The organism is Pseudomonas sp. R11F, assembly GCF_050312575.1.
Taxonomy (GTDB): domain Bacteria; phylum Pseudomonadota; class Gammaproteobacteria; order Pseudomonadales; family Pseudomonadaceae; genus Aquipseudomonas; species Aquipseudomonas palleroniana.
Genome location: NZ_JBNPJU010000046.1, coordinates 208121 through 230648, shown reverse-complemented (window position 1 = coordinate 230648; position 22528 = coordinate 208121). Strand labels below are relative to the sequence as shown.

Here is a 22528-nt window from a genome sequence, read left to right as displayed (position 1 = left end):
GGAAATTCAGCGCCATGCCTTGCAGTATGGCCTCCATCCCGAAGCCAATAGCAGGAACCCCCGGTCATGTCTGACGATATTCATTTCTACGAGCCTGCCAACGGTCACGGCCTGCCCCATGACCCGTTCAATGCCATCGTCGGGCCAAGGCCGATCGGCTGGATTTCTTCCCACGATCGCGAAGGTCGCCTGAACCTGGCGCCCTACAGTTTCTTCAATGCGTTCAACTACATTCCGCCGATCATTGGTTTTTCCAGCGTCGGCCGTAAAGACAGCCTTAACAACATCGAACAGACCGGCGAGTTTGTCTGGAACCTGGCCACCCGCCCGTTGGCCGAGCAGATGAACCAGAGTTGCGCCGCCGTATCGCCGGAGGTGAACGAATTCGAGTTATCCGGCCTGACGCCGGTGGCCTCGAAAATCGTTGGCGTACCGCGGGTGGGCGAGAGCCCGGTCTCGTTTGAATGCAAGGTGACCCAGATCATTCAACTGCAGCGCGCCGACAAGCAACTGGTGCCGAGCTGGCTGGTACTGGGCGAAGTGGTCGCGGTGCACATCGCCAAGTGGTTGCTCAAGGATGGCATCTACGACACCGCCGCCGCCGAACCGATCCTGCGCGGTGGCGGCCCGGCGGATTACTTCCAGTTGGGGCCAGAGGCGCTGTTCAAGATGTATCGCCCTGGTGCCAATAGCCGCTGATGGCATGCAATAAAACCTGTGGGAGGGGGCTTGCTCCCGATAGCGTTGGTGAAGTCAACACAGCATCGACTGACTCTCTGCTATCAGGAGCCCCCTCCCTGATCGACGGCGCGTTCTAGTTTGCGGCAGTTGCCCAAGCCAGTTGGCCGTCTTCGTCTACGTCGACCAGGTATTCAAGTTGCAGCGCGGCTGCATCGTCGGCGTCGGAGGCGGTCTTGAACTTCTGGCCATCAAGGATCTTGTGAAACCTGGGTGCGCCCATGCCATCGAGTGCCTTGACGGCGACGGCGGCGCTGTAGCCCCCTTCCCCCGGTACTACGGCGGAAACGGCTTCGTGGTGGGCAAATTGTTTACGTGCCATGTTGCAGGTCCTGGCCAATGGAAAGTCGGCCATTCTAACCCTCAACCGGCGAGTTGCAGGTACTCGCCGTAGGCATGTACGGCAGATGCATCGGTGAAGGTCTGGAAGTCCATGCTGCGCACTACCATGTCGTTCAACAACTCGGTAAAGATCATCAGGGCCGGCGAGTTGAAGTAGGCGCTCATCGCCTGTTCGCTACTCCAGAAACCCGAGATCAGCCAGACATCGGGGTCGACCTGGGAATGCTGCAACGAAAACTGCAGGCAACCCTGAGCCTGACGGCCCGGTTCGATCAAACTGCTCAAGCGTGCACCGAGTTCGGTGCTGCACCCGGTACGGGCACGGATAAAGGCCATATGGCTCGCGGGAATGGGGGTGGACATGTTCGACTCTCCCGTTGAGAAGTGATACTCGGCAAACACGCTGAGGGCGGGCTGCCACAGGATCAAAGATAACGGCGCGGGTGCAAACGCGGTTAGTCAATTCCTGCAGGCTTATTGCACAATCCTGCGAGAAGCGTAGATAAGCCACTCGGCCCGCAGGTGGTGTTCCAGGCACACACTCAGTGTTTCAGGGAGATGACGGGCCTTGCGCTTGCCTGATTCACGCCATATCGCAGGATCAGGCAAGGATTGTGCAGAATCGACGTAACACTTTTTGAAAAGCGCCCACTAAGCTGAGCCCATCGAAGAAGCGTGTAGAGGTCACTCCATGTCGTCGCCTGAACATCCGCTGATTCCCCTCGATGCCGAGATGGAAAAGCAGCGCGCCGAACTGGCCAGCATCGTGCAACGCCATACCTGGGAAGACGGTTCCTATGGCACGGCTATCACCTCGCTGTATCTGAACCGCCACAACACACCGCGCGATTTCATGCCGGTGCTGGTGGAGCCGGCCTTGTGCATCCTCGCCAGCGGCAGCAAGGAAGTCCGCCTGGCCGACGAAATCTTTGCCTACGACCCACTCAACTACCTGGTGTTCTCGGTCGCTATGCCCGTGGCGGGACGGATCATCGATGCCACGCCGCACGATCCCAACCTGTCAGTACGCATCAATATCGACCCGGCGCAGCTCACTGCCCTGATCGCCGAGGCCGGGCCGATGGGCGTGCCCTCGCGCCCCACCTCCCGTGGCATGTACGTCGACCGCATCGACAGCCAACTGCTCGACGCGGTGCTGCGCTTGACGCGCCTGCTGGACTCGCCCAAAGACATCGCCATGCTCGCGCCATTGATCAACCGCGAGATCCTCTATCGGCTATTGCGTGGCCCGCAGGGCTATCGGCTGTATGAAATCGCCGTCGCCAACAGCCAGAGCCATCGGGTCAGCCAGGCAATCACCTGGTTGAACGGCAACTACGAACAACCGCTGCGTATCGATGACCTGGCCAAGGAAGTGAACCTGAGCGTTTCGACCTTGCACCATCGCTTCAAGGCGATCACCGCGATGAGCCCGCTGCAATATCAGAAGCAGTTGCGCTTGCAGGAAGCGCGGCGGCTGATGATCGCCGAAGGGCTGGAAGCGTCGGCGGCAGGGTATCGAGTCGGGTATGAAAGCCCGTCGCAGTTCAGCCGCGAGTACAGCCGGTTGTTTGGGGCACCGCCTTTAAGAGACCTGGCCCGATTGCGCCAGAGCATCTGAGCCCATGCAGATCAAAAATGTGGGAGGGGGCTTGCTCCCGATAGCGGTGTGACAGTCAGCTTATCTTTAGCTGGCCCAGCGCAATCGGGAGCAAGTCCTCCCACATTTTGACCTCATGTATTCAGTCCAGTCCACGAGGCAGTTGCAAGGTCACCCGCAGGCCCCCCTCACGCAGGTTCTGCAGGCTCACTTCCCCGCCATGGCTGTGCGCGATGTTGCGCGCAATCCCCAGGCCCAGGCCGTAGCCCTGTTGCTGCCCGGCCAGGCGGAAATGCGGTTCGAAGACTTGCTCCAGGCGCTGCTCCGGTACGCCGGGGCCTTCGTCGTCGACGTGCAGGATAAAGTCCACGCCATCGTCCTCGATATGCAAGTGAGCTTTCTGCCCGTACTTCAAGGCGTTGTCGATCAGGTTGCCGATGCAGCGCTTGAGCGCCAGCGGCTTGCCCGGATAAGGCGCCAGGGCACGGCCGTCCTGGGTGATGCGGCCATTGCCATTGGGCGCCAGGTACGGCTCCACCAGGCAGTCGAGCACGTGATTCAAATCCACCGGTTCGATGTTTTCGTGGATGTCAGTGTCTTTCACACATTGCAGCGCGCCCTTTACCAGCAGCTCCAACTCATCCAGGTCGCGGCCGAATTTGGTTTGCAGGTTCTCGTCTTCCAGCAGCTCCACGCGCAGGCGCAAGCGGGTAATCGGCGTGCGCAGGTCATGGGAGATCGCGCTGAACAACTGGCTGCGCTCGGTCAAGTAACGGCTGATGCGCTCACGCATGGCGTTGAAGGCACGCCCGACTTCCACCACTTCGCTGCCGCCGCCTTCGGCTACCGGCTCCACATCGGCGCCCAGGGACATGTCCCGCGCCGCCCGCGCCAGGCGCTTGAGCGGCCTGCTTTGCCAGTGCACCAGCAGGCCGATGAACAGCAACAGCAAGCCGCTGGTCAGCACGATAAACCACACCTGCTGGGCCGGCAGGCCCTGCTCCTCCAGGCTGGTGTAAGGCTCGGGCAGCAGCGAGGCGATGTACAGCCACTCACCGGGCGCAAGCTGGATCTGAGTCACCAGCACTGGCGGGTTCACCGGTTCCAGGGTCAGTGCGTAATGCGCCCAGGAGCGCGGCAGTTCATCGAGCTTCAAACCGGCGTTGAAAATCCGCAGGTCTTCGGCACTGACGAACTCCACCGAGATATGCACATCGGCGCCCAGGGTCTGGCGCAGCACTTCATCCACCGCCTCAAGCACGGCCTGTTTGCGCGGCGTCTGCGGCAATATCGCCATGTCCAGCGGCCGGTCATTGAGGGTCACCACGAAACGGGTGCCGCCCATGCTGCGCAGTTGGTCGAGCACCAAAGGGCGATAGGCCACGGGCAACGAGCGGAAGTAACTGACGCTGGCGGTCATCGAATGCGCCAGGCTACGGGCACTGGTGACCAGGCCCTCAAGCTGGGTAGCGCGCAATTGCGAGACCCAGATCACGCTGGACAGTGCCTGGGCAAACAGCACCACGAGCAGGGTCAGCAGCAACATGCGCCCCAGCAGCGAACGGGGCACGGGAAAGCGGATGCGGCGCTCGGCCAGACGCTCAGTGGGCATTGCCGGCAACCACGCTGGCTGCCAGTTGATAACCGCTGCCACGCACGGTGCGGATCAGCCGCGGGGGTTTTTCGGTATCGCGCAGACGCTGGCGCAAGCGGCTGACCGCCATGTCGACGATACGGTCCAGCGGCATCAGGTCGCGTCCACGGGTGGCGTTGCCGATGGTGTCGCGGTCGAGAATCTGTTGGGGGTGGTCAAGGAACAGCTTGAGCAGGGCAAAGTCGGCGCCGGAGAGGATCACCTCCTCGCCATCCACATGAAACAGGCGGTGGCTGATCATGTCCAGCCGCCACTCGTCAAACGCCAGAACGTCACCCGCGCCGCTGCGCTCCTGGCCAAACTGGGCACGACGCAACAGGGCCTTGATCCGCGCTTGCAACTCGCGGGGGCTGAAGGGCTTGCCGATGTAATCGTCGGCGCCCAGCTCCAGGCCGATCACCCGGTCGGCTTCGTCGGAACTGGCGGTCAGCATGATGATCGGCACCTGGGCCTGACGTGGGTGCTGACGAACCCAACGACACAGGCTGAAACCGTCTTCGTCGGGCAGCATCACATCAAGAATCACCAGGTCGCATGGTGCCTCGCTCATGGCCTGGCGGAACCCCGCACCATCCGACACGCCACGGACTTGGAACCCGGCGCGGCTGAGGTAGGTTTGCAGCAATTCGCGGATTTCCTGGTCGTCGTCGACGAGGAGAATCGATTTACTGATTACGCTCACGGGGTCCTCCTTGTAGTTATGGCCAAGCTTGAGTCATGTGTTGCTTAGGGCCACCATCGGGAGCAAGCCCCCTCCCACATTTTGAATGTATTCACACATCGAAGTGTGGGAGGGGCTTGCCCCCGATGAGGCCATCAAGGTCTATGCAAAAGCCTGCTCAAGCGCCACACCCGCCCCGGTCAACCCGGAATACGGCGCGGTCACCAACCACACCGGAATACCTTTGAAGTAGTCGCTCATGCAGCCTTTGTCACTGAAGCTCTTGGTAAAACCACTGTTGATGAAGAAGTCGGCAAACCTCGGGATCACCCCGCCCACGATATACACACCGCCGCGCGCGCCGGTGGTCAGCACGTTGTTGCCCGCTACGCGGCCCAACCAGATGCTGAACTGGTTCAAGACTTCCACGGCCACCGGGTCACCGGCCAACCCCGCCGCCGTAATGGCTTCGGGCGTGTCCAGCACCGGCGTATGGCCATCCACCGCACAGATTGCGCGATAGACACGCGGCAGGCCAGCACCGCTCAGGGCGGTCTCGGCGCTGACGTGGCCGATCTCATTGTGGATGTGCTGCCACAGCTGGGTTTCACGCGGGCTGCTCAGGGGCAGGTCGACATGGCCGCCCTCCCCCGGCAACGCCGCCCAACGGCCGCCACCCAGATCCAGCAACGTACCGACGCCAAGGCCAGTGCCCGGGCCGATCACTACCGCAGGGCGAAACGCTTCCGGCGTGCCTTCGCAGACCACGCGAAATTCGTCGGGCTTGAGCCGTGTCATACCCAAGGCCATGGCCGTGAAATCATTGACCAGCAGCAGGTTATCCACCTGCAGGGTTTTACAGAATGCAGTCTTGCTCAGGCGCCAGTGATTGTTGGTGAATTTAAATTCATCACCGCTCACCGGCCCGGCGACCGACAGGCACACCGCGCCGATGTCGCCGATTTGCAGGCCCTCTTCCTTGAGGTAGACCATGATGGCCGCCTCAGGGCTTGAGTGATCCGCCGTGGCGTGCACCCGGATCGAATGCAGCTCCTGATCCTGCCACAACGCAAAACGGGCGTTGGTTCCCCCGATGTCACCGACCAGCGCAAGCTTCACTTAAGCGTCTCCAAGGCAGAGGTAAAGGCGCTGGCGCCCTGCTCTGCGGAGCTTGCGGCCAAGCGCATAAATGCAAACAGTTCACGACCAGCCCCCACGTTGTTGCCCAACAGGCCCGTGGCAGGCGTGCGCGCTGCGAATTCTTCGGCGTCCACCTTAAGCTCCAAGGTGCCCTTCACGCCATCCACGCGAATGATATCGCCATTCTGCACCCGCGCCAGCGGCCCGCCGCTCTGTGCTTCGGGGTTGACGTGGATCGCGGCGGGGATCTTACCTGAGGCTCCGGACATACGCCCGTCCGTAACCAATGCCACTTTGAAGCCTCGGTCCTGCAGCACGCCGAGGAACGGGGTCATTTTATGCAATTCCGGCATGCCGTTGGAGCGTGGGCCCTGGAATCGCATCACCGCGACAAAGTCCTTTTCCAACTCGCCGGCCTTGAATGCGTCGGCCAGGTCCTGTTGGTCCTGGAACACCACGGCCGGCGCTTCGACGATTTGATGCTCCAGGGCCACGGCCGAGACTTTCATCACCCCACGACCGAGGTTGCCTTCCATCACGCGCAAACCGCCCTCGGCCGAGAATGCACGGGCCACGGGACGCAGGATGGTTTCATCGAGGCTCTCGATCGGGCCGTCGCGCCAGATCAACTCGCCGTCGACCAGGAACGGCTCCTGGGTGTAGCGGCTCAAGCCCTTGCCGGCCACGGTGTTGACGTCTTCGTGGAGCAGGCCGGCCTCAAGCAGTTCGCGAATCAGGAACGACATGCCGCCCGCCGCCTGGAAGTGGTTGATATCGGCCTTGCCGTTTGGATACACGTGGGACAGGGTCGGCACTACCTCGGAGAGATCGGCCATGTCCTGCCAGGTGAGAATGATGCCCGCCGACATGGCGATGGCCGGCATGTGCAAGGTGTGGTTGGTAGAACCGCCGGTCGCGTTGAGGGCAACGATGGAGTTGACGATCGACTTCTCGTCGACGATCTCGCCGATCGGCATGAAATTGCCGTTGGCCTTGGTCAGGCGCGTCACTTGATGCGCCGCTTCACGGGTCAGTGCGTCACGCAGCGGCGTGTACGGGTTGACGAACGAAGCGCCCGGCAAGTGCAGGCCCATCACTTCCATCAGCAACTGGTTGGTATTGGCGGTGCCGTAGAAGGTGCAGGTGCCGGGGCTGTGGTAGGACTTCATCTCCGATTCCAGCAGCTCTTCGCGGGTGGCCTTGCCTTCGGCATAGCGTTGGCGCACATCGGCCTTCTGTTTGTTCGAAATGCCCGACGGCATCGGCCCGCCCGGGACGAAGATCATCGGCAGGTGACCATAGCGCAGCGCGCCCATCATCAGGCCTGGGACGATCTTGTCGCAGATGCCCAGCATCAAGGCGGCGTCGAACATGTTGTGGGACAGCGCTACCGCCGTGGACATGGCAATCACTTCGCGACTGAGCAGGCTCAGCTCCATGCCCGGCTCACCCTGGGTCACACCGTCGCACATGGCGGGGGTACCGCCGGCGAACTGGCCGACCGAGCCGACCTCACGCAGGGCTTGCTTGATCTGTTCAGGGAAATGTTCGTACGGCTGGTGTGCCGAGAGCATGTCGTTATATGAGGAAACAATTGCCACGTTGGCGGCATTCATCAAACGCAGACTATTTTTATCTTCAGCACCGCAGCCGGCTACGCCATGGGCAAAGTTGGCGCATTGCAGCTTACCGCGCATCGGACCGTCGCTGGCGGCGCCGCGAATGAGCGCAAGGTAGGCCTCGCGGGTGGCGCGGCTGCGGGCGATAAGCCGTTCGGTGACCTCAAGAACGCGGGGATGCATGTGTAGAACTCCAGGCTAACGGATGTGGCGACCCTCGTTCCTATGTTGACCAAACGCCCGCAGCTCATGGGATGGCAGGGTGTCGTTCGGATCATCGGACCAGTTGATTCAGGTCACTCGTTGTAGATTGAACAAAATATTGCCACTAAAAAGGCTTGTTTTCTATTTTTATGCGAATAATCTTGTAATTCTTACAACAAATCGACGACAGGCACTTCCCAATGACTCTTCGCATCGCAATCAATGGTTTTGGCCGCATCGGCCGTAATGTCCTGCGCGCACTGTATACCCAAGGCTACCGCCAGGATTTGCAGATCGTCGCCATCAATGATCTGGGCGACAGCGCGATCAATGCCCACTTGCTCAAATACGACACCGTGCATGGCACTTTTGAAGCAGAGGTCGCCCACGATCAGGAAAGCCTGACCGTCAACGGCGACCGGATTGCCGTCAGTGCCATTCGCAACCCGGCCGAACTGCCATGGGCCGCGCTGAAAATCGATGTGGTGTTCGAATGCACCGGCCTGTTCACCGACCGTGCCAAAGCTGCCGCCCATGTTACCGCCGGTGCGCGCAAGGTGATCATCTCCGCACCGGCCAAAGGCGCGGACGCCACGGTGGTCTACGGTGTGAACCACGACATTTTGCGTCAATCCCACCAGATCATCTCCAACGCCTCGTGTACTACCAACTGCCTGGCACCGGTCGCCCAGGTGCTGCATCGCGAGCTGGGGATCGAGAGCGGCTTGATGACCACCATTCATGCCTACACCAACGACCAGAACCTGACCGATGTCTACCACACCGACCCGTATCGCGCGCGTTCGGCCACCCAGAACATGATTCCGAGCAAGACCGGTGCGGCCGAAGCCGTCGGCCTGGTACTGCCGGAACTGGCGGGCAAGCTGACCGGCATGGCGGTCCGTGTACCGGTGATCAATGTGTCGCTGGTCGACCTCACCGTGCAGTTGAAGAAAGAAGCCACCGCCGAGGAAGTCAACGCACTGCTCAAAGAAGCCAGCCAACACTCGAAAATCCTCGGCTACAACACCTTGCCGCTGGTTTCCAGTGACTTCAACCACAACCCGTTGTCGTCGATTTTCGATGCCAATCACACCAAGGTCAGCGGCAAGTTGCTGAAGGTGCTGGCGTGGTATGACAACGAATGGGGTTTCTCCAACCGTATGCTGGATAACTGCCTGGCGCTGTGTAACGCCGAATAAGGCGACCTGCAGGTTCCCACGCTTTGCGTCCCGGCCCCAAGGTCGTGACGCGAAGCGTCACAGGATGAATTCCCACGCAGAGCGTGGGAACGATCAAATACCGCACTTGCCATTTCAGTTGATGATAAGCATTATCATTAACTGCAAATCGGTCTGGTATCACTGTGAGCCAATCTCGCTTCAACCAAGTCTTTCTCACCCAACGGGTGATTCTGCTACGCACCTTGCAGCGGATGGTGAATAACCACAGCACCGCCGAAGACCTGCTGCAGGAAACCTACCTGCGCGTCACCCGTGCCCTCAGCGAGCGGCCGATCGATCACCTCGAACCCTTCGTTTATCAGACGGCGCGCAACCTGGCGCTGGATCATCTGCGTGCGCGCAGGATTCAAGCCCGTACGCTGCAGGAAGATGTCCCACTGGATATCCTGCAAAGCGTCGCCGCCCCCATCAGCACCCCGGAAGATGCAACCCAGGCCGAGCAACTGCTTGAACACCTGAGCGTCAGCCTCGGCCAGTTGAGCGCCCGCCAGCAGCAGATCTTTATCCTCAGTCGCCTGCACGGTTGCAGCTATCAAGAGATTGCCGACCAACTCCACGTGTCCTTGAGCACCGTGCAAAAGGAACTGAAATTGATCATGGCCATCTGTGTAGGTGTGGCCGACCGGCTGGATCAGCCTTAAGCTGCATCCGACAGAAATGTTGATCCAGGCTGTAGGAAAGACCAATAAAACGTGGCGAAGCCCCGAGGAACACCGTGACGGACCCGAATAAACTGCGCCCTCATGAGCTGGCTCATGAGGTGCTGCAAGATGCGGCCATGAACCAGGCGCTCGATTGGCTGATCGCCTTGCAGTGCCCACATCCCGGGCAACAGGCCGAGTTCGACGCCTGGTTGGCCAGCGACCCGGCGCACCCGCACGCCTTCGCCAAAGCCGAGGCGGCGTGGGGTAGCGCGCCGGTGCACAGCGCCGCCGTAGCCCTGGCCGCACCCCGCAAGCCGAGTGCCTGGCGCCGCCTCAAGCCGCATTGGAAACCCTTGACCACCGCCGCCGTGCTGCTGCTCGGACTGTTCAGCTTCAGCAATTTGCCCATGCGCCTGCAAGCCGACCACCTGACCGTCGTGGGCGAACGCCAGCGTCTGCAATTGGACGATGGCTCGAAGGTATTGCTGAATACCAATTCGGCGCTTTCCAGCAGCATCAAGGATCACCAGCGCGTCGCACGCCTGTATCAAGGCGAGGCGTTTTTCGAAGTCGTACCCAGCCGCGGCCTGCCCCTGGAGATTGATGCCGGCCCGGTGCGCGCCAGCGTGCGCGACACCGACTTCGCCGTGCGTTACCTCAATGGCGAAGCGCAGGTGCAGGTGCAACGCGGCGATGTCGACCTGAGCACCACCGCAAACGATGCCCGGGTGCGCCTGAGCGCCGGTGAAAGCATCCGCATCGGCCCCCAGGGCTTTGGCCAACCGGCCAAGCTAGATGCCGGCAAGGACCTGGCCTGGGTCCAGGGCCGACTGGTGTTTGAAAACTGCCCGATGGGCGAAGTACTGGCTGAACTGCGCCGCTATTACCCAGGCTGGATCGTCAACAACAACGACAAGCTCGCCAGCGTCGCCGTCACCGGCAATTACCGGCTTGACCAGCCCTTGGACGTGGTGCGCTCCCTGGCGCACATCACCTCGGCCAAGCTTTCGGAGTACCCCGCACTGGTCATCCTGAACTAAATGAGAATTATTTTTACTCGATAGCCTGCAGTGGTACGTCTCGTCTTAGCCAATGCAACTGATTCCTATTTGGTTCAGTGCGCAACTATAAGATTCGTACCTCCGGAGCGCTCTCGATGTCCTCTCGTTTCAACCGCCGGTCTTCCTCGCCCGTCCTGTCCTTGCTGACCGCTGCCATCCTGCTGGCTGGCGCACCCATGACGGTCGCCATGGCTGCAGAGCCCATCGCCCGCAGCCATGGCAATTACACTTTCAGTATCGAGCAGCAACCCCTGGTCTCAGCGCTGAATGCCTTTAGCGCGGTGACCGGCTGGCAAGTCGGCCTGCCGGCGGAACTGGGCCAGGGCGTATCTTCCCCGGGTGTACGCGGCCCGCTGTCAGCGGAAAAAGCCCTGGACCGGCTGTTGGTGGGGACCAACCTGAGCTACCGCAAACTGGGCAATAACACCATCGTCCTGGAAAAACGCGCAGCTGGCAGCACGCTAAATTTGCAACAGGTGACCATCAGCGCCACCCGTAATGAACAGGACGTCAACAGTGTGCCGAGCACCGTCACGGTGCACGACCGCGAGGAACTGGACCGCCAGAACGTCAACACCATTCGCGAACTGGTGCGTTACGAACCTGGCGTCTCCGTCGGCGGCGCCGGCACCCGCTCCGGCAATGCCGGCTACAACATTCGTGGTATCGACGGTGACCGTATCCTCACCCAGGTGGACGGTGTCGAAGTCCCTGACAACTTCTTCAACGGCCCCTACGCCAAGACGCGGCGCAATTATGTCGATCCGGAAATCGTCAAGCGTGTGGAAATCCTCCGCGGCCCGGCCTCGGCCCTGTACGGCAGCAGTGCGATTGGCGGCGCGGTGAGCTATTTCACCCTCGACCCGGACGACATCATCAAGCCCGGCCAGGATGTCGGTGCCCGCCTGAAAACCGGCTACAGCTCCGCCGACGATAGCTGGCTGACCTCCGGCACCGTCGCCGGCCGCGTGCAGGACTTCGATGGCTTGCTGCACCTGAGCCAGCGCAATGGGCACGAAATGGAGTCCTACGACGGCAACAACGCCACCGGCCTGGCCCGCACCGGCGCCAACCCGGAAGAGGCACGCACCACCAATGTCCTCGCCAAGCTGGGCTGGAACTATGGCGATGACAACCGCCTGGGCCTGACCTACGAGAAGTTCAAGGATGACCGCGACGTCAACCTGAAAAATGCCGTAGGCGGCCCGTTCATCGGCGGACGGGGCTTCAACCTGTACCGTGACCGCCGGGGCAACGACACCATCACCCGTGAACGCTTCGGCCTGGAAAACAGCTTGGCCCTGCAATCGCCGATTGCCGACCGCATCAAGACCAGCCTCAATTACCAGATCGCCAAGACCGACCAGACCACGGCTGAGATCTATCAGTCCGGCCGTCGCGTCCTGCGTACCCGCGACACGCTTTACGAAGAACGCCAGTGGGTGTTCGACGCCCAGTTGGACAAGGCTTTCAGCCTCGGCGAGACCGATCACCAGGTGACCTACGGCACCACGCTCAAGCAGCAGAAAGTCACCGGCTCGCGCGAAGGCTCGGCGACCTGCCTGGCCGTCGGCTCCGGCTGCACCGCCATCGGTGCGCCCAGCCCTTCCGCCGGCGACAGCGTGAAAAAGTCCAGTGACTTCCCGGACCCGACCATCAACACCTATTCGCTGTTCGCCCAGGACCAGATCTCCTGGGACAAATGGACCTTCCTGCCGGCCTTGCGCTACGACTACACCCAGCTCAAGCCCAAGCTGACCCAGGAATTCCTCAACACCGTCAACCCGACCGGCCAGGATACGGTCAACGACAAGGACAAAACCTGGCACCGCGTGACGCCCAAGTTCGGCCTGACTTACGCCCTCACCGATCAATACACCTTGTTCGGCCAGTACGCCGAGGGCTTCCGCACGCCATCGGCCAAGGCGCTGTACGGCCGCTTTGAAAACCTCAACCTGGGTTACACCGTGGAGCCCAACCCAGACCTCAAGCCGGAAACCAGCAAAGGCATTGAAACCGGGATTCGTGGCAAGTTCGACGCAGGTTCCTTCGACATCGCGGTGTTCTACAACAAGTACCGCAACTTCATCGACGAAGACAACGCCGTGGTCGGCGGCACCGTCGAACAGTTCCAGGCCGTCAATATCAAGCGTGCCACCATCAAGGGCGCCGAAGCCAAGGGTCGCCTGAACCTGGATGCTTTCGGCGCGCCTCACGGCCTTTACACCCAAGGTTCGGTGTCCTATGCCTACGGTCGTAACGACGAAACCGGCGAGCCGCTCAACAGTGTCAACCCGCTCAAGGGCGTGTTCGGCCTGGGCTACGACCAGGACAATTACGGTGGCCTGCTGAGCTGGACCCTGGTCAAACGCCAGAACCGCGTCGACAGCAGCACCTTCCACGCACCGGATGGCAACGGCCCGTTCAAGACACCAGGCTTCGGTGTGCTCGACCTGACCGGCTACTACAAAGTCACCCGCGATGTGACCCTCAACGCCGGCCTCTACAACCTGACCGACAAGAAGTACTGGAACTGGGATGACGTACGCAGCTACGACAGCGTCGGCGAAGCCGCGGTGACCGGCCCGGCCAACCTGGACCGCCTGACACAGCCTGGCCGCAACTTTGCGATCAACGTGATCTGGGACATCTGATCGAAGCGCCTCACCTCGCCGGCCTCAGTCGCCGGCAGGTGAGGATTTTTTACTGTGCCGCGTCTTCCTGTTCGTCTAGTTGATAACCGCTCTCTTTAGAGCCACAAGGCGCTCCCCCTCTCAAGGACTTTTTCGATGACCGCTTCCCCTACCGCAGAACGCCCAAGCCTGCGCTCCCAGCGCCTGAACCAGATCACCCACGCCCCACATGCCCAGCTCGACGCGCTGGTCAAAGCCCACGCGCCATTCGAAACCCAGGCCAACTTCGCCCGTTTCGTAGTGGCGCAATACCTGTTCCAGTCGGAATTGGTGGCCCTGTACAACGACCCGCAACTGATCGAGATCTTCCCGGACCTGGCCGAGCGCTGCCGTGCCGAAGCCGCCAGGCTGGACTTGGGCGACCTGGACACCGACGTGCCGGCACCGGTCGCAGGCGCAGTGAAGAACCCCAGCAAAGCCCAAGCCCTGGGCTGGCTGTTCGTGTCGGAAGGCTCCAAGCTGGGAGCCGCGTTCCTGATCAAGCGCGCCGTGGGCCTGGGCCTGAGTGAAACCTTCGGTGCCCGTCACCTGGGTGAACCGGCCGGTGGCCGCGCCGAAGGCTGGAAGCGTTTTACCCGCACCCTCGACGGCCTGGAATTGAACGCCGAAGAAGAGGCTGCGGCAGAAAAAGGTGCAATCGATGCATTCGTGCGCTTCACCGTGCTGCTGGAACAGGCGTACGCTAGCGCCCCCGAACTGGCCTGACGCCTGAATTGAAATGCCATCAACCTGTGGGAGGGGCTTGCTCCCTCCCACAGCTAGATCTCATTGCGCCCTGATTTTCTGTGACCATCCCATCCATGACCGGCAAAACCCAATCCCCCTCGAAAATCGCCCGTATCCTGTTCGGCCTGCTAGCCTACGTCAGCCTGGGCATCGGGTTGGTGGCGATTGTCATACCGGGTTTGCCCACCACCGAATTCATCCTGCTCGCCGCCTGGGCCGCCACCAAAAGCTCGCCACGCCTCAGCGCCTGGCTGGAAAACCACCGGCTGCTCGGGCCGATCCTGTTTAACTGGCGCAATGGCAAGATCATCGCGCGTCGCGCCAAAGTCAGCGCCACGGTGAGCATGCTGTTGTGCGCGGGCCTGATGCTGGTGATGCTCGATCATGGCTGGCCGATCTACCTGGCGATTGCCGGAATGAGCCTGGGCAACTTGTGGATCTGGTCGCGTCCGGAACGCCTCGCAACCCCCGTCTAACGCTGCGTGTAGGGTTTTTCCTACCGCTCATCGCCTGCTCCTCATGAATCATCCGACTGCGCCGATGCTCCGGATATAGCGCCGAATGGATTTGGCTTGCCTTGCTTGCATTCCAACACATTCATTCACGAGTGAACCTATGTTCGACACCCTCTCCATTCGCTTGAAAATCGTGCTGCTGTCCGGCCTGTGTCTGTTGGGGGTGATCGCGCTGGTCGTGAGCCTCAACCTCTATAACACCCACCAAAACGACCAATTAGTCAGCGACTCAAGCTCGCGCATGCTCACCTCCAGCGTTGAGCAGTTGCTGCAAGCCAAGGCTGGCGAACAAGCCGCGCAATTGCAGAAAACCTTCAGCGACAGCCTGGTGGCCATTACCGCACTGGCTGACCAGATCAAGGACCTGCGCAACACCGGCGCCAAGCGCGGGCTGGAGGCTGGGGCATTGCGTGAAGAACTCAATCAGAGCCTGAAGACGGCCTTTGAACGCAACCGTGGCGTGTTGGGTGTCTGGCTCTCGTTCGAACCCAATGCCCTGGATGGCAAAGACAGCGAGTTCATCGATGACAAGGCGCGGGTGTCCAACGAAAAAGGGCGTTTTTCCAGCTATTGGAGCCGCGCCGGCGGTGAAGGCTTGAACACCATCATGGTCGAAGAGGATCTGACCAAGACCACCCTCAACCTCAGTGGCATCCCCTACAACAGCTGGTACACCTGCCCACGAGACAGCCGCAACACCTGCCTGCTTGACCCCTACGAGGACACCGTGGCCGGTAAGCCGGTGCTGATGACCACCATTTCCCTGCCGCTGATCGTAGACGGCAAAGTCATCGGCGTGATCGGCGTCGACATCGCCCTCAACGCCTTGCAAGCCAACACCGACGCCGCGCAGAAAAGCCTGTTCAACGGCGCGGCGCACCTGGAATACCTCTCCAGCACCGGTTTGATCGCAGCCTACAGCGGTGAACCCGCCAAGGTCGGCAAGAACCTGATCGATACCCTGGGTGCGGAAGGCAAGGAGATCGTGCAACTGCTGGCCACCGGCAACCCAATGATCCGCGAACAGGACGACACGATTCGCGCCGTCTACCCGTTCAAACCGATTGCCGACGCCAAGAACTGGGGCGTACTCATCAAACTGCCCAAAAGCGTGATGCTCGCCGATAACATCAAGCTGCAAGCGGTACTCGACGAAGCCCAGGCCAGCAGCCTGATCAAGACCTTACTGATCGCCGCCGCCGCCGCGCTGCTGGGCCTGCTGCTGATCTGGCTGACCGCCACCGGCGTCACCCGCCCGATCAACAACGTGGCAGCCATGCTCAAGGATATCGCCAGCGGCGAGGGTGACCTGACCCAGCGCCTGGCGTACGCCAAGAAAGATGAACTGGGCGAACTAGCGAACTGGTTCAACCGCTTCCTCGACAAGCTGCAACCGACCATCGCGCAGATCAAGCAAAGCATCGCCGAAGCCCGTGGTACGGCAGATCAGTCATCCGAGATTGCCCGCCAGACCAGCGAAGGCATGCAAGTGCAGTTCCGCGAAATCGACCAGGTGGCGACGGCGTCCAACGAAATGAGCGCCACCGCCCACGATGTAGCCAACAGTGCCTCCAGTGCCGCCAATGCGGCACGCGGGGCCGACCAGTCGGCGCGTGAAGGCATGTCGATCATCGAGCAGAGCACCCGCGACATCACCACACTCGCCGAAGAGGTCAGCAAGGCGGTGTCTGAAGTGGAAGCCCTGGCGGTGAACAGCGAGCAGATCGGTTCGGTGCTCGAAGTGATCCGCAGCATCGCCGAGCAGACCAACCTGCTGGCGCTCAACGCCGCCATCGAAGCGGCGCGGGCCGGGGAAAGCGGCCGTGGTTTTGCGGTGGTGGCCGACGAAGTGCGCAACCTGGCTAAACGCACCCAAGACTCGGTAGAGGAAATCCGCCAGGTGATCGAGCGCATCCAGAGTGGCACCCGTGGCGTGGTGGCGACCATGCATTCCAGCCAGCACCAGGCCCAGAGCAACGCCGGGCAGATCCATCAAGCCGTGCAGGCACTGGGCAAGATCAGCGATGCGGTGACGGTGATCAGCGACATGAACCTGCAGATCGCCAGCGCCGCCGAAGAGCAGAGCGCGGTGGCCGAAGAGGTCAATCGCAACGTCTCGGCGATCCGCACCGTGACTGAAGCTCTCACCGGCCAGGCGACCGAATCGGCGGCCATCAGCAGCCAGCTCAATGCGCTGGCCGGTCAACAGATGAAGTTGATGGATCAGTTCAAGGTCTGACCCCATGTAGGAGGGGGCTTGCTCCCGATGGCGGTGTGTCAGTCAACTTATTGATAGCTGACACATCGCTATCGGGAGCAAGCCCCCTCCCACATTTAGATCTGTGACAACCTAAACACCGGTCCAGGCGCTGACAAACGGCGCCACATCTTCTTTCGGCGCGGTACGCGGCGGGTTTTGCGGGGTGCCCAGGTAGAGGAAGCCAATCACTTGCTCATCCGCCGTCAGCCCCAGGCCTTTGGCGACGTGGGCCGAGTAGGACAATTCGCCGGTGCGCCACACGGCGCCAATCCCTTGGGCATAGGCCGCCAACAGAATGCCATGGGCCGCACAGGCGGCTGCCAGCAACTGTTCGGACTTCGGCACCTTGAAGTGTTCCTGCAAGCGGGCAATCACCACCACGACCAACGGGGCACGCAACGGGCCGTTCTGGGCTTTGTCGATGACGGCTTGCGGAGCATCGGCATCTTGCAGGCGGGCGGCTTCGGCCAACAACGTGCCCATTTGCTCACGGGCGGCACCTTCCACGGTAAGGAAACGCCAAGGACGCAACTGGCCATGGTCCGGCGCGCGCATGGCGGCGGCGAACAGCACATCGCGCTGCTCCTGGGTCGGTGCCGGCTCAAGCAAACGCGGCACGGAAACACGGTTGAGCAAAGCGTCGAGAGCCTGCATTGGCCACCTCCAGAAATAAATGTGCGGCCATTCTAGCGGGAATGAATCGGGTTCCACCAAACGATAATTGCTCTTATTCAATCCGCCCTGCCCTGTTAGACTTTGCGGCCTCATTTTCCGCCTTGTTCCAGGAAACTCGATGTTCCGTTCGTTTTTTCGCTTGTCGGCAGCGTTGATGGCCTTGAGCCTGACCGCCTGCGATGCCCCACCCAGGTTTACCCAGGCAGAGCCGGGGGAATCGCGGGCCGGCGGCGCGACGACAGTGAACAAGCGCGACCAGAATGCGTTTTCCCTGCCCTCAGCCAACCTGGCGCCGAGCCGTCGTCTGGATTTCAGCGTCGGCAACAGTTTTTTCCGCAGCCCATGGGTGATCGCACCGTCCACCACCACCGCGCGTGATGGCCTGGGGCCTTTGTTCAACACCAACGCCTGCCAGAACTGCCATATCAAGGACGGCCGTGGGCACCCGCCGCTGCCCGACGCGCCGAATGCAGTATCGATGCTGGTGCGCCTGTCGATTCCGCCTGCGCCGATCGATGCCAAGCTTATCGAGCAACTCGGCGTGGTGCCCGAGCCTGTCTACGGCGGGCAATTGCAAGACATGGCCGTGCCGGGCGTGGTCCCCGAAGGCAAGGTGCGGGTGGACTACACGCCGGTCAACGTCAGCTTCAAGGACGGCACGGTGGTTGAGTTGCGTAAGCCCAACTTGCAAATCACCCAGCTCGGCTACGGGCCGATGCATCCAGATACACTTTTTTCAGCGCGAATCGCACCGCCGATGATCGGCTTGGGCCTGCTCGAAGCCATCAGCGACGCCGACATCCTGCGTAACACCGACGCGAAAACCGCCGACCAGGAAGCCCTCGTCGGCCGCGCCAACTGGGTGTGGGACGACGCCCAGCGCAAGACCGTCCTCGGGCGTTTTGGCTGGAAAGCCGGGCAACCCAACCTTAATCAACAAAATGTTCACGCGTTCTCTGGTGACATGGGCCTCACCACGTCCCTGAGACCCTTTGATGATTGCACGGACGCCCAGATTGCCTGCAAACAGGCCCCCAACGGCAATGGCCCCGATGGCGAGCCGGAAGTCAGCGATAACATCCTGCGCCTGGTGCTGTTTTACACGCGCAACCTTGCGGTCCCCGCACGCTGTGACGTCAATACGCCACAGGTGCTGGCCGGCAAAAACCTGTTTTACCAGGCCGGTTGCCAGGGGTGCCATAAACCGACGTTCACCACGTCCGCCTCTGCGTCCGAACCCGAACTGGCCAACCAGACGATCCGCCCCTACAGCGACCTGCTGCTGCACGACATGGGCGAAGGTCTGGCTGACCAGCGTAGCGAATTCAAGGCCGGGGGCCGCGACTGGCGCACACCCCCGTTGTGGGGCATTGGCCTGACGCAAACCGTGAGTGGCCACACCCAGTTTTTACATGACGGCCGCGCCCGCAACCTGCTCGAAGCCGTGCTGTGGCATGGCGGTGAAGCACAGGCGGCGCAACAACAGGTGTTGTCTTTCAACGCCGAGCAGCGCGCCGCGTTGCTGGCGTTCCTGAATTCTCTATAAGCTTCGCCCCAATTACAGAAGGGAGCTCTACATGTTCCGTCCCAAGTTGTTGTTCACCAGCCTGGCCGCACTCGCTCTCGGCGCCTGCTCGCCCCAGGACCCGCAAGCAGTGACCTCGGCGGCCATCGCCAAGCAAGTCATCCTGCCGACCTACAGCCGCTGGGTTGAAGCCGACCGCCAACTGGCCGTCAGCGCCCTCGCCTATTGCCAGGGCAAGGAAAGCCTGGACACCGCCCGCGCCGATTTCCTCCACGCACAAAAAGCCTGGGCCGAGTTGCAACCGCTGCTGGTCGGCCCGCTGGCCGAGGGCAATCGTTCGTGGCAGGTGCAGTTCTGGCCGGACAAGAAAAACCTGGTGGGCCGCCAGGTCGAACAACTGGTCAGCTCCCAGCCGCAGATCGACGCCGCTGCCCTGGCCAAGTCCAGCGTCGTGGTACAGGGCCTGTCGGCCTACGAATACATCCTCTACGACGCCAAGACCGACGTCGCCGATCCAGCGCAAAAGGCGCGCTACTGCCCAATGCTGGTGGCGATCGGCGAGCGCCAGAAAAGCCTCGCCGAAGAGATTCTCGCCAGCTGGAACAGCACCGACGGCATGCTCGCGCAGATGACCAAGTTTCCCAACCAGCGCTACGCCGATTCCCACGAAGCCATCGCCGACCTGCTGCGTGCCCAGGTGACCGCGCTGGACACCCTGAAAAAGAAACTCGGTACGCCGATGGGCCGCCAGGCCAAAGGTATCCCGCAACCGTTCCAGGCTGACGCATGGCGCAGCCAGTCGTCCCTGCAAAGCCTGGAAACCAGCCTTGCCGCCGCGCAAACCGTCTGGGTGGGGGTCGACAACAAGGGCCTGCGCAACCTGCTGCCGTCGGAGCAAAAGCCGCTGGCCGACAAGATCGACGCCGCCTATGCCGCCGCCCTGAAACTGTTCGCCAGCAACCAGCGCACCCTCAGCGAGTTGTTGAACGATGACGCCGGGCGCCAGCAGCTCAATGACCTCTACGACAGCCTCAACGTGGTCCACCGCCTGCACGAAGGTGAGCTGGCCAAGGCGCTGGGCATCCAGCTGGGCTTCAACGCCAACGACGGTGACTGATGATGCTCAGGCGACAGGCTTTGGCGATTGGCAGCGTGCTGCTCAGCGCGCTCACGTTGGGTGGCTGGACGCTATTCAAGCAAAAGGACAAAAGCCCACTGCTGCTCTCGGCACGCGATGATGCCGAGGGCAAGCACTACGCGGTGGGTTTCCGCCTGGATGGCAAGCAGGTGTTTGCCACCCAGGTCGGCCAACGCTGCCACGACATCATCAACCACCCGGCGCTGCCGATTGCGCTGTTTGTGGCCCGCCGCCCGGGCACCGAGAGTTATCTGATCGACCTGCGTGATGGCGCGCTGCTGCAAACCATCACCTCGAACGCCAACCGCCACTTCTATGGCCACGCGGTGATTCACCAGAGCGGCGAATGGCTGTATGCCACCGAGAACGACACCTCCGATCCCGGTCGTGGCCTGCTCGGTGTTTACCGGTTCGAAGGTGAGCGCCTGGTGCACAGCGGTGAGCTCTCCACCCACGGCATCGGCCCGCACCAGGTGTCGTGGATGCCCGACGGCGAAACCCTGGTGGTGGCCAACGGCGGTATTCGCACCGAAGCCGAAAGCCGCGTGGAGATGAACCTCAACGCCATGGAGCCGAGCCTGGTGCTGATGCACCGCGATGGCACGCTGATCAGCAAGGAAACCCTCGGCCAGCAGATGAACAGCGTGCGCCATATGGGCATCGCCAACGATGGCACTGTCCTCACCGGGCAACAATTCATGGGGCCTTCCCACGAACGCTCGGAACTGCTGGCAATCAAGCGGCCGGGGCAACCGTTCGTGGCGTTCCCGGTGGCCGATGAGCAATTGCACGCCATGGGGCACTACACCGCCAGCGTCGCGGTGCACAGCCAATTGCGCCTGGTGGCGCTGACTGCGCCACGGGGCAATCGGTTTTTTATCTGGGATATCGACAGCGGTGAGCTGCGCCTGGACGGCCCTTTGCCCGACTGTGCCGGCGTGGGGGCAGTGGCGGATGGCTTTGTCGTCACCTCCGGCCAGGGACGCTGCCGGTTCTACGATTGCCGTCAGAACCCATTGGTCGCCACACCCTTGGAGTTACCGGCGGGGCTTTGGGATAACCACCTGCATCTGATTTGAAGGCAAAAAAAAGGGCCTCGCATCGCAAGGCCCTGTTTCGGGGGGGTGAATTTTTTAAGGTTCATCTCAACTCTGTGGCCTCATCCCTTGAGACATCCCGAACATGAACAACAGCAGATCATGATCGGGCCTTGCCTTTACGTTCGCCTTGGCGACACGCGGTAACAGGCATTGCCCGTTACCGTCCACCGTACTGAGCACTTGTGTACGAGGTTGCTCCCACGCAGCCAGGGCCAGGGCTGCAATACCCAACGCACCGACCAGAAACAAACCTCGTGCTATTTCTAGCTTCATCTGGTTAAACCCTTGATAGCGCTGCCAAACGCCGTCTCGTAAAAGTAGCTGAGTTTTTTCCAGTCGGCATCGCTCCACGACGAATGGCGACGCAGTTGCAGCATGTCGTGGGAAGCGGCCCGATAGGCGGTCAAACGCTGGCGACACTTCTCGAAGTCCAGCAGCGCAACTTCCACATTGGCCGAATCACCTTCGCCCGTTACCCGCACAAAGATGTGCTTGATATACAGGCAACCGTGCTGCCAACGGCCCTTGTGCATGCGCGCCAGGGTGCCGGCCAGTTCCTTGAGCAGGCGCTCATGGACAAGCTCGCCGTACTGTTCGCGGCCGCCGGCGGCATACCAGTTTTCGATCTCGTCGAAACCGTCCAGGGACGCCGTGACCAGCAGTGCTTTCCATCGGTGTTCCGGGTCGCGACGTGCTTCGCAAAACACCAGCTCTGGTACGCGTACATCGAGTAAACGCAGGCCCTTGAGGGCGTCACGCTCACGTAGCACGGTCGGGCGTCCGAACGGGTGGAGCCAACTGCGGTAGATGTGCCCGGTCTGGCGTTTGCTGTAGAGCAAGCGCCCATTGGGGCTGATGACCCGCTGCACACCACTTTCACCGCCACGCCGACGATTGGGTTCCTCGACCCATTCCCCTTTCAGGCGCCAGAAATAATCAAACCGCTCCTCGGGAGCTACATGACTACCTGCTACGCACTCAACTGCCAT

Annotated in this window: 21 protein-coding genes; 12 read left to right on the top strand and 9 right to left on the bottom strand. The window is 61.3% G+C overall.

The window, feature by feature from the left end:
- Positions 1-66 precede the first annotated feature (66 nt).
- Positions 67-699, top strand: coding sequence for a flavin reductase family protein (locus ACQRBV_RS13370; protein WP_060754225.1), 633 nt, complete (start codon positions 67-69; stop codon positions 697-699).
- Between the two features lie 115 nt (positions 700-814).
- On the opposite strand, the gene ACQRBV_RS13365 is transcribed toward ACQRBV_RS13370, so the two are convergent.
- Positions 815-1093 carry a hypothetical protein gene (locus ACQRBV_RS13365; protein ID WP_060754226.1) on the bottom strand — a complete coding sequence of 93 codons (279 nt, stop codon included), beginning with the start codon at positions 1091-1093 and terminating at the stop codon, positions 815-817.
- An 8-nt stretch (positions 1094-1101) separates the two neighbouring features.
- Positions 1102-1443 carry an antibiotic biosynthesis monooxygenase family protein gene (locus ACQRBV_RS13360; RefSeq protein WP_060754227.1) on the bottom strand — a complete coding sequence of 114 codons (342 nt, stop codon included), beginning with the start codon at positions 1441-1443 and terminating at the stop codon, positions 1102-1104.
- Positions 1444-1771: 328 nt separating this feature from the next.
- On the opposite strand from ACQRBV_RS13360, the gene ACQRBV_RS13355 reads away from it, so the two are divergent.
- Complete coding sequence (locus ACQRBV_RS13355) at positions 1772-2701, top strand: AraC family transcriptional regulator (RefSeq protein WP_060754228.1); 930 nt, start codon at positions 1772-1774, stop codon at positions 2699-2701.
- Between the two features lie 121 nt (positions 2702-2822).
- On the opposite strand, the gene ACQRBV_RS13350 is transcribed toward ACQRBV_RS13355, so the two are convergent.
- The 4 genes from ACQRBV_RS13350 to edd form a co-directional block, all read right to left on the bottom strand.
- Positions 2823-4250, bottom strand: coding sequence for an ATP-binding protein (locus ACQRBV_RS13350; protein WP_199777944.1), 1428 nt, complete (start codon positions 4248-4250; stop codon positions 2823-2825).
- A gap of 31 nt (positions 4251-4281) precedes the next feature.
- Positions 4282-5016 (bottom strand): response regulator, encoded by a 735-nt coding sequence (locus tag ACQRBV_RS13345; RefSeq protein WP_060754230.1) that lies wholly within the window; start codon positions 5014-5016, stop codon positions 4282-4284.
- A gap of 141 nt (positions 5017-5157) precedes the next feature.
- Entirely contained in the window at positions 5158-6114 is a 957-nt protein-coding gene (locus ACQRBV_RS13340; protein WP_060754231.1) for a glucokinase, read from the bottom strand.
- Complete coding sequence (gene edd / locus ACQRBV_RS13335) at positions 6111-7937, bottom strand: phosphogluconate dehydratase (protein ID WP_205344693.1); 1827 nt, start codon at positions 7935-7937, stop codon at positions 6111-6113. The genes ACQRBV_RS13340 and edd overlap by 4 nt, the downstream gene beginning before the upstream one ends.
- Positions 7938-8158: 221 nt before the next feature.
- Between edd and gap the strand changes: the two genes are divergently transcribed.
- From gap to ACQRBV_RS13300, 7 genes are all read left to right on the top strand, one after another.
- Complete coding sequence (gene gap, locus ACQRBV_RS13330; RefSeq protein ID WP_090368816.1) at positions 8159-9160, top strand: type I glyceraldehyde-3-phosphate dehydrogenase; 1002 nt, start codon at positions 8159-8161, stop codon at positions 9158-9160.
- Between the two features lie 164 nt (positions 9161-9324).
- A complete protein-coding gene (locus tag ACQRBV_RS13325) occupies positions 9325-9843 on the top strand; it encodes an RNA polymerase sigma factor (RefSeq protein WP_060754234.1) in 519 nt (172 codons plus the stop codon).
- A gap of 74 nt (positions 9844-9917) precedes the next feature.
- Positions 9918-10886 (top strand): FecR family protein, encoded by a 969-nt coding sequence (locus ACQRBV_RS13320; protein ID WP_411984798.1) that lies wholly within the window; start codon positions 9918-9920, stop codon positions 10884-10886.
- 116 nt (positions 10887-11002) lie between these two features.
- On the top strand, positions 11003-13561 hold the full coding sequence (locus ACQRBV_RS13315; RefSeq protein ID WP_411984799.1) for a TonB-dependent receptor: 2559 nt from the start codon (positions 11003-11005) through the stop codon (positions 13559-13561).
- A gap of 135 nt (positions 13562-13696) precedes the next feature.
- Positions 13697-14305: a biliverdin-producing heme oxygenase gene (locus tag ACQRBV_RS13310; RefSeq protein ID WP_060754237.1), complete on the top strand. Its 609-nt coding sequence runs from the start codon at positions 13697-13699 to the stop codon at positions 14303-14305.
- Between the two features lie 95 nt (positions 14306-14400).
- Positions 14401-14802, top strand: coding sequence for a YbaN family protein (locus tag ACQRBV_RS13305; protein ID WP_411984852.1), 402 nt, complete (start codon positions 14401-14403; stop codon positions 14800-14802).
- Between the two features lie 139 nt (positions 14803-14941).
- Positions 14942-17080, top strand: coding sequence for a methyl-accepting chemotaxis protein (locus tag ACQRBV_RS13300; protein ID WP_090368810.1), 2139 nt, complete (start codon positions 14942-14944; stop codon positions 17078-17080).
- Between the two features lie 111 nt (positions 17081-17191).
- On the opposite strand, the gene ACQRBV_RS13295 is transcribed toward ACQRBV_RS13300, so the two are convergent.
- A complete protein-coding gene (locus ACQRBV_RS13295; RefSeq protein WP_090368808.1) occupies positions 17192-17755 on the bottom strand; it encodes an NAD(P)H nitroreductase in 564 nt (187 codons plus the stop codon).
- A gap of 139 nt (positions 17756-17894) precedes the next feature.
- Between ACQRBV_RS13295 and ACQRBV_RS13290 the strand changes: the two genes are divergently transcribed.
- Genes ACQRBV_RS13290 through ACQRBV_RS13280 form a run of 3 tightly spaced genes read left to right on the top strand, consistent with a single transcriptional unit; the run spans position 17895 to position 21518 of the window.
- Complete coding sequence (locus ACQRBV_RS13290; RefSeq protein WP_411984800.1) at positions 17895-19322, top strand: di-heme oxidoredictase family protein; 1428 nt, start codon at positions 17895-17897, stop codon at positions 19320-19322.
- 31 nt (positions 19323-19353) lie between these two features.
- The gene (locus ACQRBV_RS13285; RefSeq protein ID WP_411984801.1) at positions 19354-20418 is read left to right on the top strand and encodes an imelysin family protein; all 1065 of its coding nucleotides are present in this window, start codon (positions 19354-19356) and stop codon (positions 20416-20418) included.
- Between the two features lie 2 nt (positions 20419-20420).
- Positions 20421-21518, top strand: a complete 1098-nt coding sequence (locus tag ACQRBV_RS13280) for a DUF1513 domain-containing protein (RefSeq protein WP_411984853.1) — start codon at positions 20421-20423, stop codon at positions 21516-21518.
- A 66-nt stretch (positions 21519-21584) separates the two neighbouring features.
- On the opposite strand, the gene ACQRBV_RS13275 is transcribed toward ACQRBV_RS13280, so the two are convergent.
- Both ACQRBV_RS13275 and ACQRBV_RS13270 read right to left on the bottom strand, forming a co-directional pair.
- The gene (locus ACQRBV_RS13275; RefSeq protein ID WP_060754244.1) at positions 21585-21812 is read right to left on the bottom strand and encodes a hypothetical protein; all 228 of its coding nucleotides are present in this window, start codon (positions 21810-21812) and stop codon (positions 21585-21587) included.
- Positions 21809-22528 carry a lipopolysaccharide kinase InaA family protein gene (locus ACQRBV_RS13270; RefSeq protein WP_060754245.1) on the bottom strand — a complete coding sequence of 240 codons (720 nt, stop codon included), beginning with the start codon at positions 22526-22528 and terminating at the stop codon, positions 21809-21811. The genes ACQRBV_RS13275 and ACQRBV_RS13270 overlap by 4 nt, the downstream gene beginning before the upstream one ends.

What these genes read in the sequence shown, in the direction of transcription:
- ACQRBV_RS13290 (WP_411984800.1), top strand. Translation starts at nt 17,895, where the DNA reads ATGTTCCGTTCGTTTTTTCGCTTGTCGGCAGCGTTGATGGCCTTGAGC.
- edd (WP_205344693.1), bottom strand. Translation starts at nt 7,937, where the DNA reads ATGCATCCCCGCGTTCTTGAGGTCACCGAACGGCTTATCGCCCGCAGC.
- ACQRBV_RS13355 (WP_060754228.1), top strand. Translation starts at nt 1,772, where the DNA reads ATGTCGTCGCCTGAACATCCGCTGATTCCCCTCGATGCCGAGATGGAA.
- ACQRBV_RS13280 (WP_411984853.1), top strand. Translation starts at nt 20,421, where the DNA reads ATGCTCAGGCGACAGGCTTTGGCGATTGGCAGCGTGCTGCTCAGCGCG.
- gap (WP_090368816.1), top strand. Translation starts at nt 8,159, where the DNA reads ATGACTCTTCGCATCGCAATCAATGGTTTTGGCCGCATCGGCCGTAAT.
- ACQRBV_RS13360 (WP_060754227.1), bottom strand. Translation starts at nt 1,443, where the DNA reads ATGTCCACCCCCATTCCCGCGAGCCATATGGCCTTTATCCGTGCCCGT.
- ACQRBV_RS13285 (WP_411984801.1), top strand. Translation starts at nt 19,354, where the DNA reads ATGTTCCGTCCCAAGTTGTTGTTCACCAGCCTGGCCGCACTCGCTCTC.
- ACQRBV_RS13315 (WP_411984799.1), top strand. Translation starts at nt 11,003, where the DNA reads ATGTCCTCTCGTTTCAACCGCCGGTCTTCCTCGCCCGTCCTGTCCTTG.
- ACQRBV_RS13370 (WP_060754225.1), top strand. Translation starts at nt 67, where the DNA reads ATGTCTGACGATATTCATTTCTACGAGCCTGCCAACGGTCACGGCCTG.
- ACQRBV_RS13300 (WP_090368810.1), top strand. Translation starts at nt 14,942, where the DNA reads ATGTTCGACACCCTCTCCATTCGCTTGAAAATCGTGCTGCTGTCCGGC.
- ACQRBV_RS13270 (WP_060754245.1), bottom strand. Translation starts at nt 22,528, where the DNA reads ATGGCAGTTGAGTGCGTAGCAGGTAGTCATGTAGCTCCCGAGGAGCGG.
- ACQRBV_RS13310 (WP_060754237.1), top strand. Translation starts at nt 13,697, where the DNA reads ATGACCGCTTCCCCTACCGCAGAACGCCCAAGCCTGCGCTCCCAGCGC.
- ACQRBV_RS13365 (WP_060754226.1), bottom strand. Translation starts at nt 1,093, where the DNA reads ATGGCCGACTTTCCATTGGCCAGGACCTGCAACATGGCACGTAAACAA.
- ACQRBV_RS13295 (WP_090368808.1), bottom strand. Translation starts at nt 17,755, where the DNA reads ATGCAGGCTCTCGACGCTTTGCTCAACCGTGTTTCCGTGCCGCGTTTG.
- ACQRBV_RS13275 (WP_060754244.1), bottom strand. Translation starts at nt 21,812, where the DNA reads ATGAAGCTAGAAATAGCACGAGGTTTGTTTCTGGTCGGTGCGTTGGGT.
- ACQRBV_RS13305 (WP_411984852.1), top strand. Translation starts at nt 14,401, where the DNA reads ATGACCGGCAAAACCCAATCCCCCTCGAAAATCGCCCGTATCCTGTTC.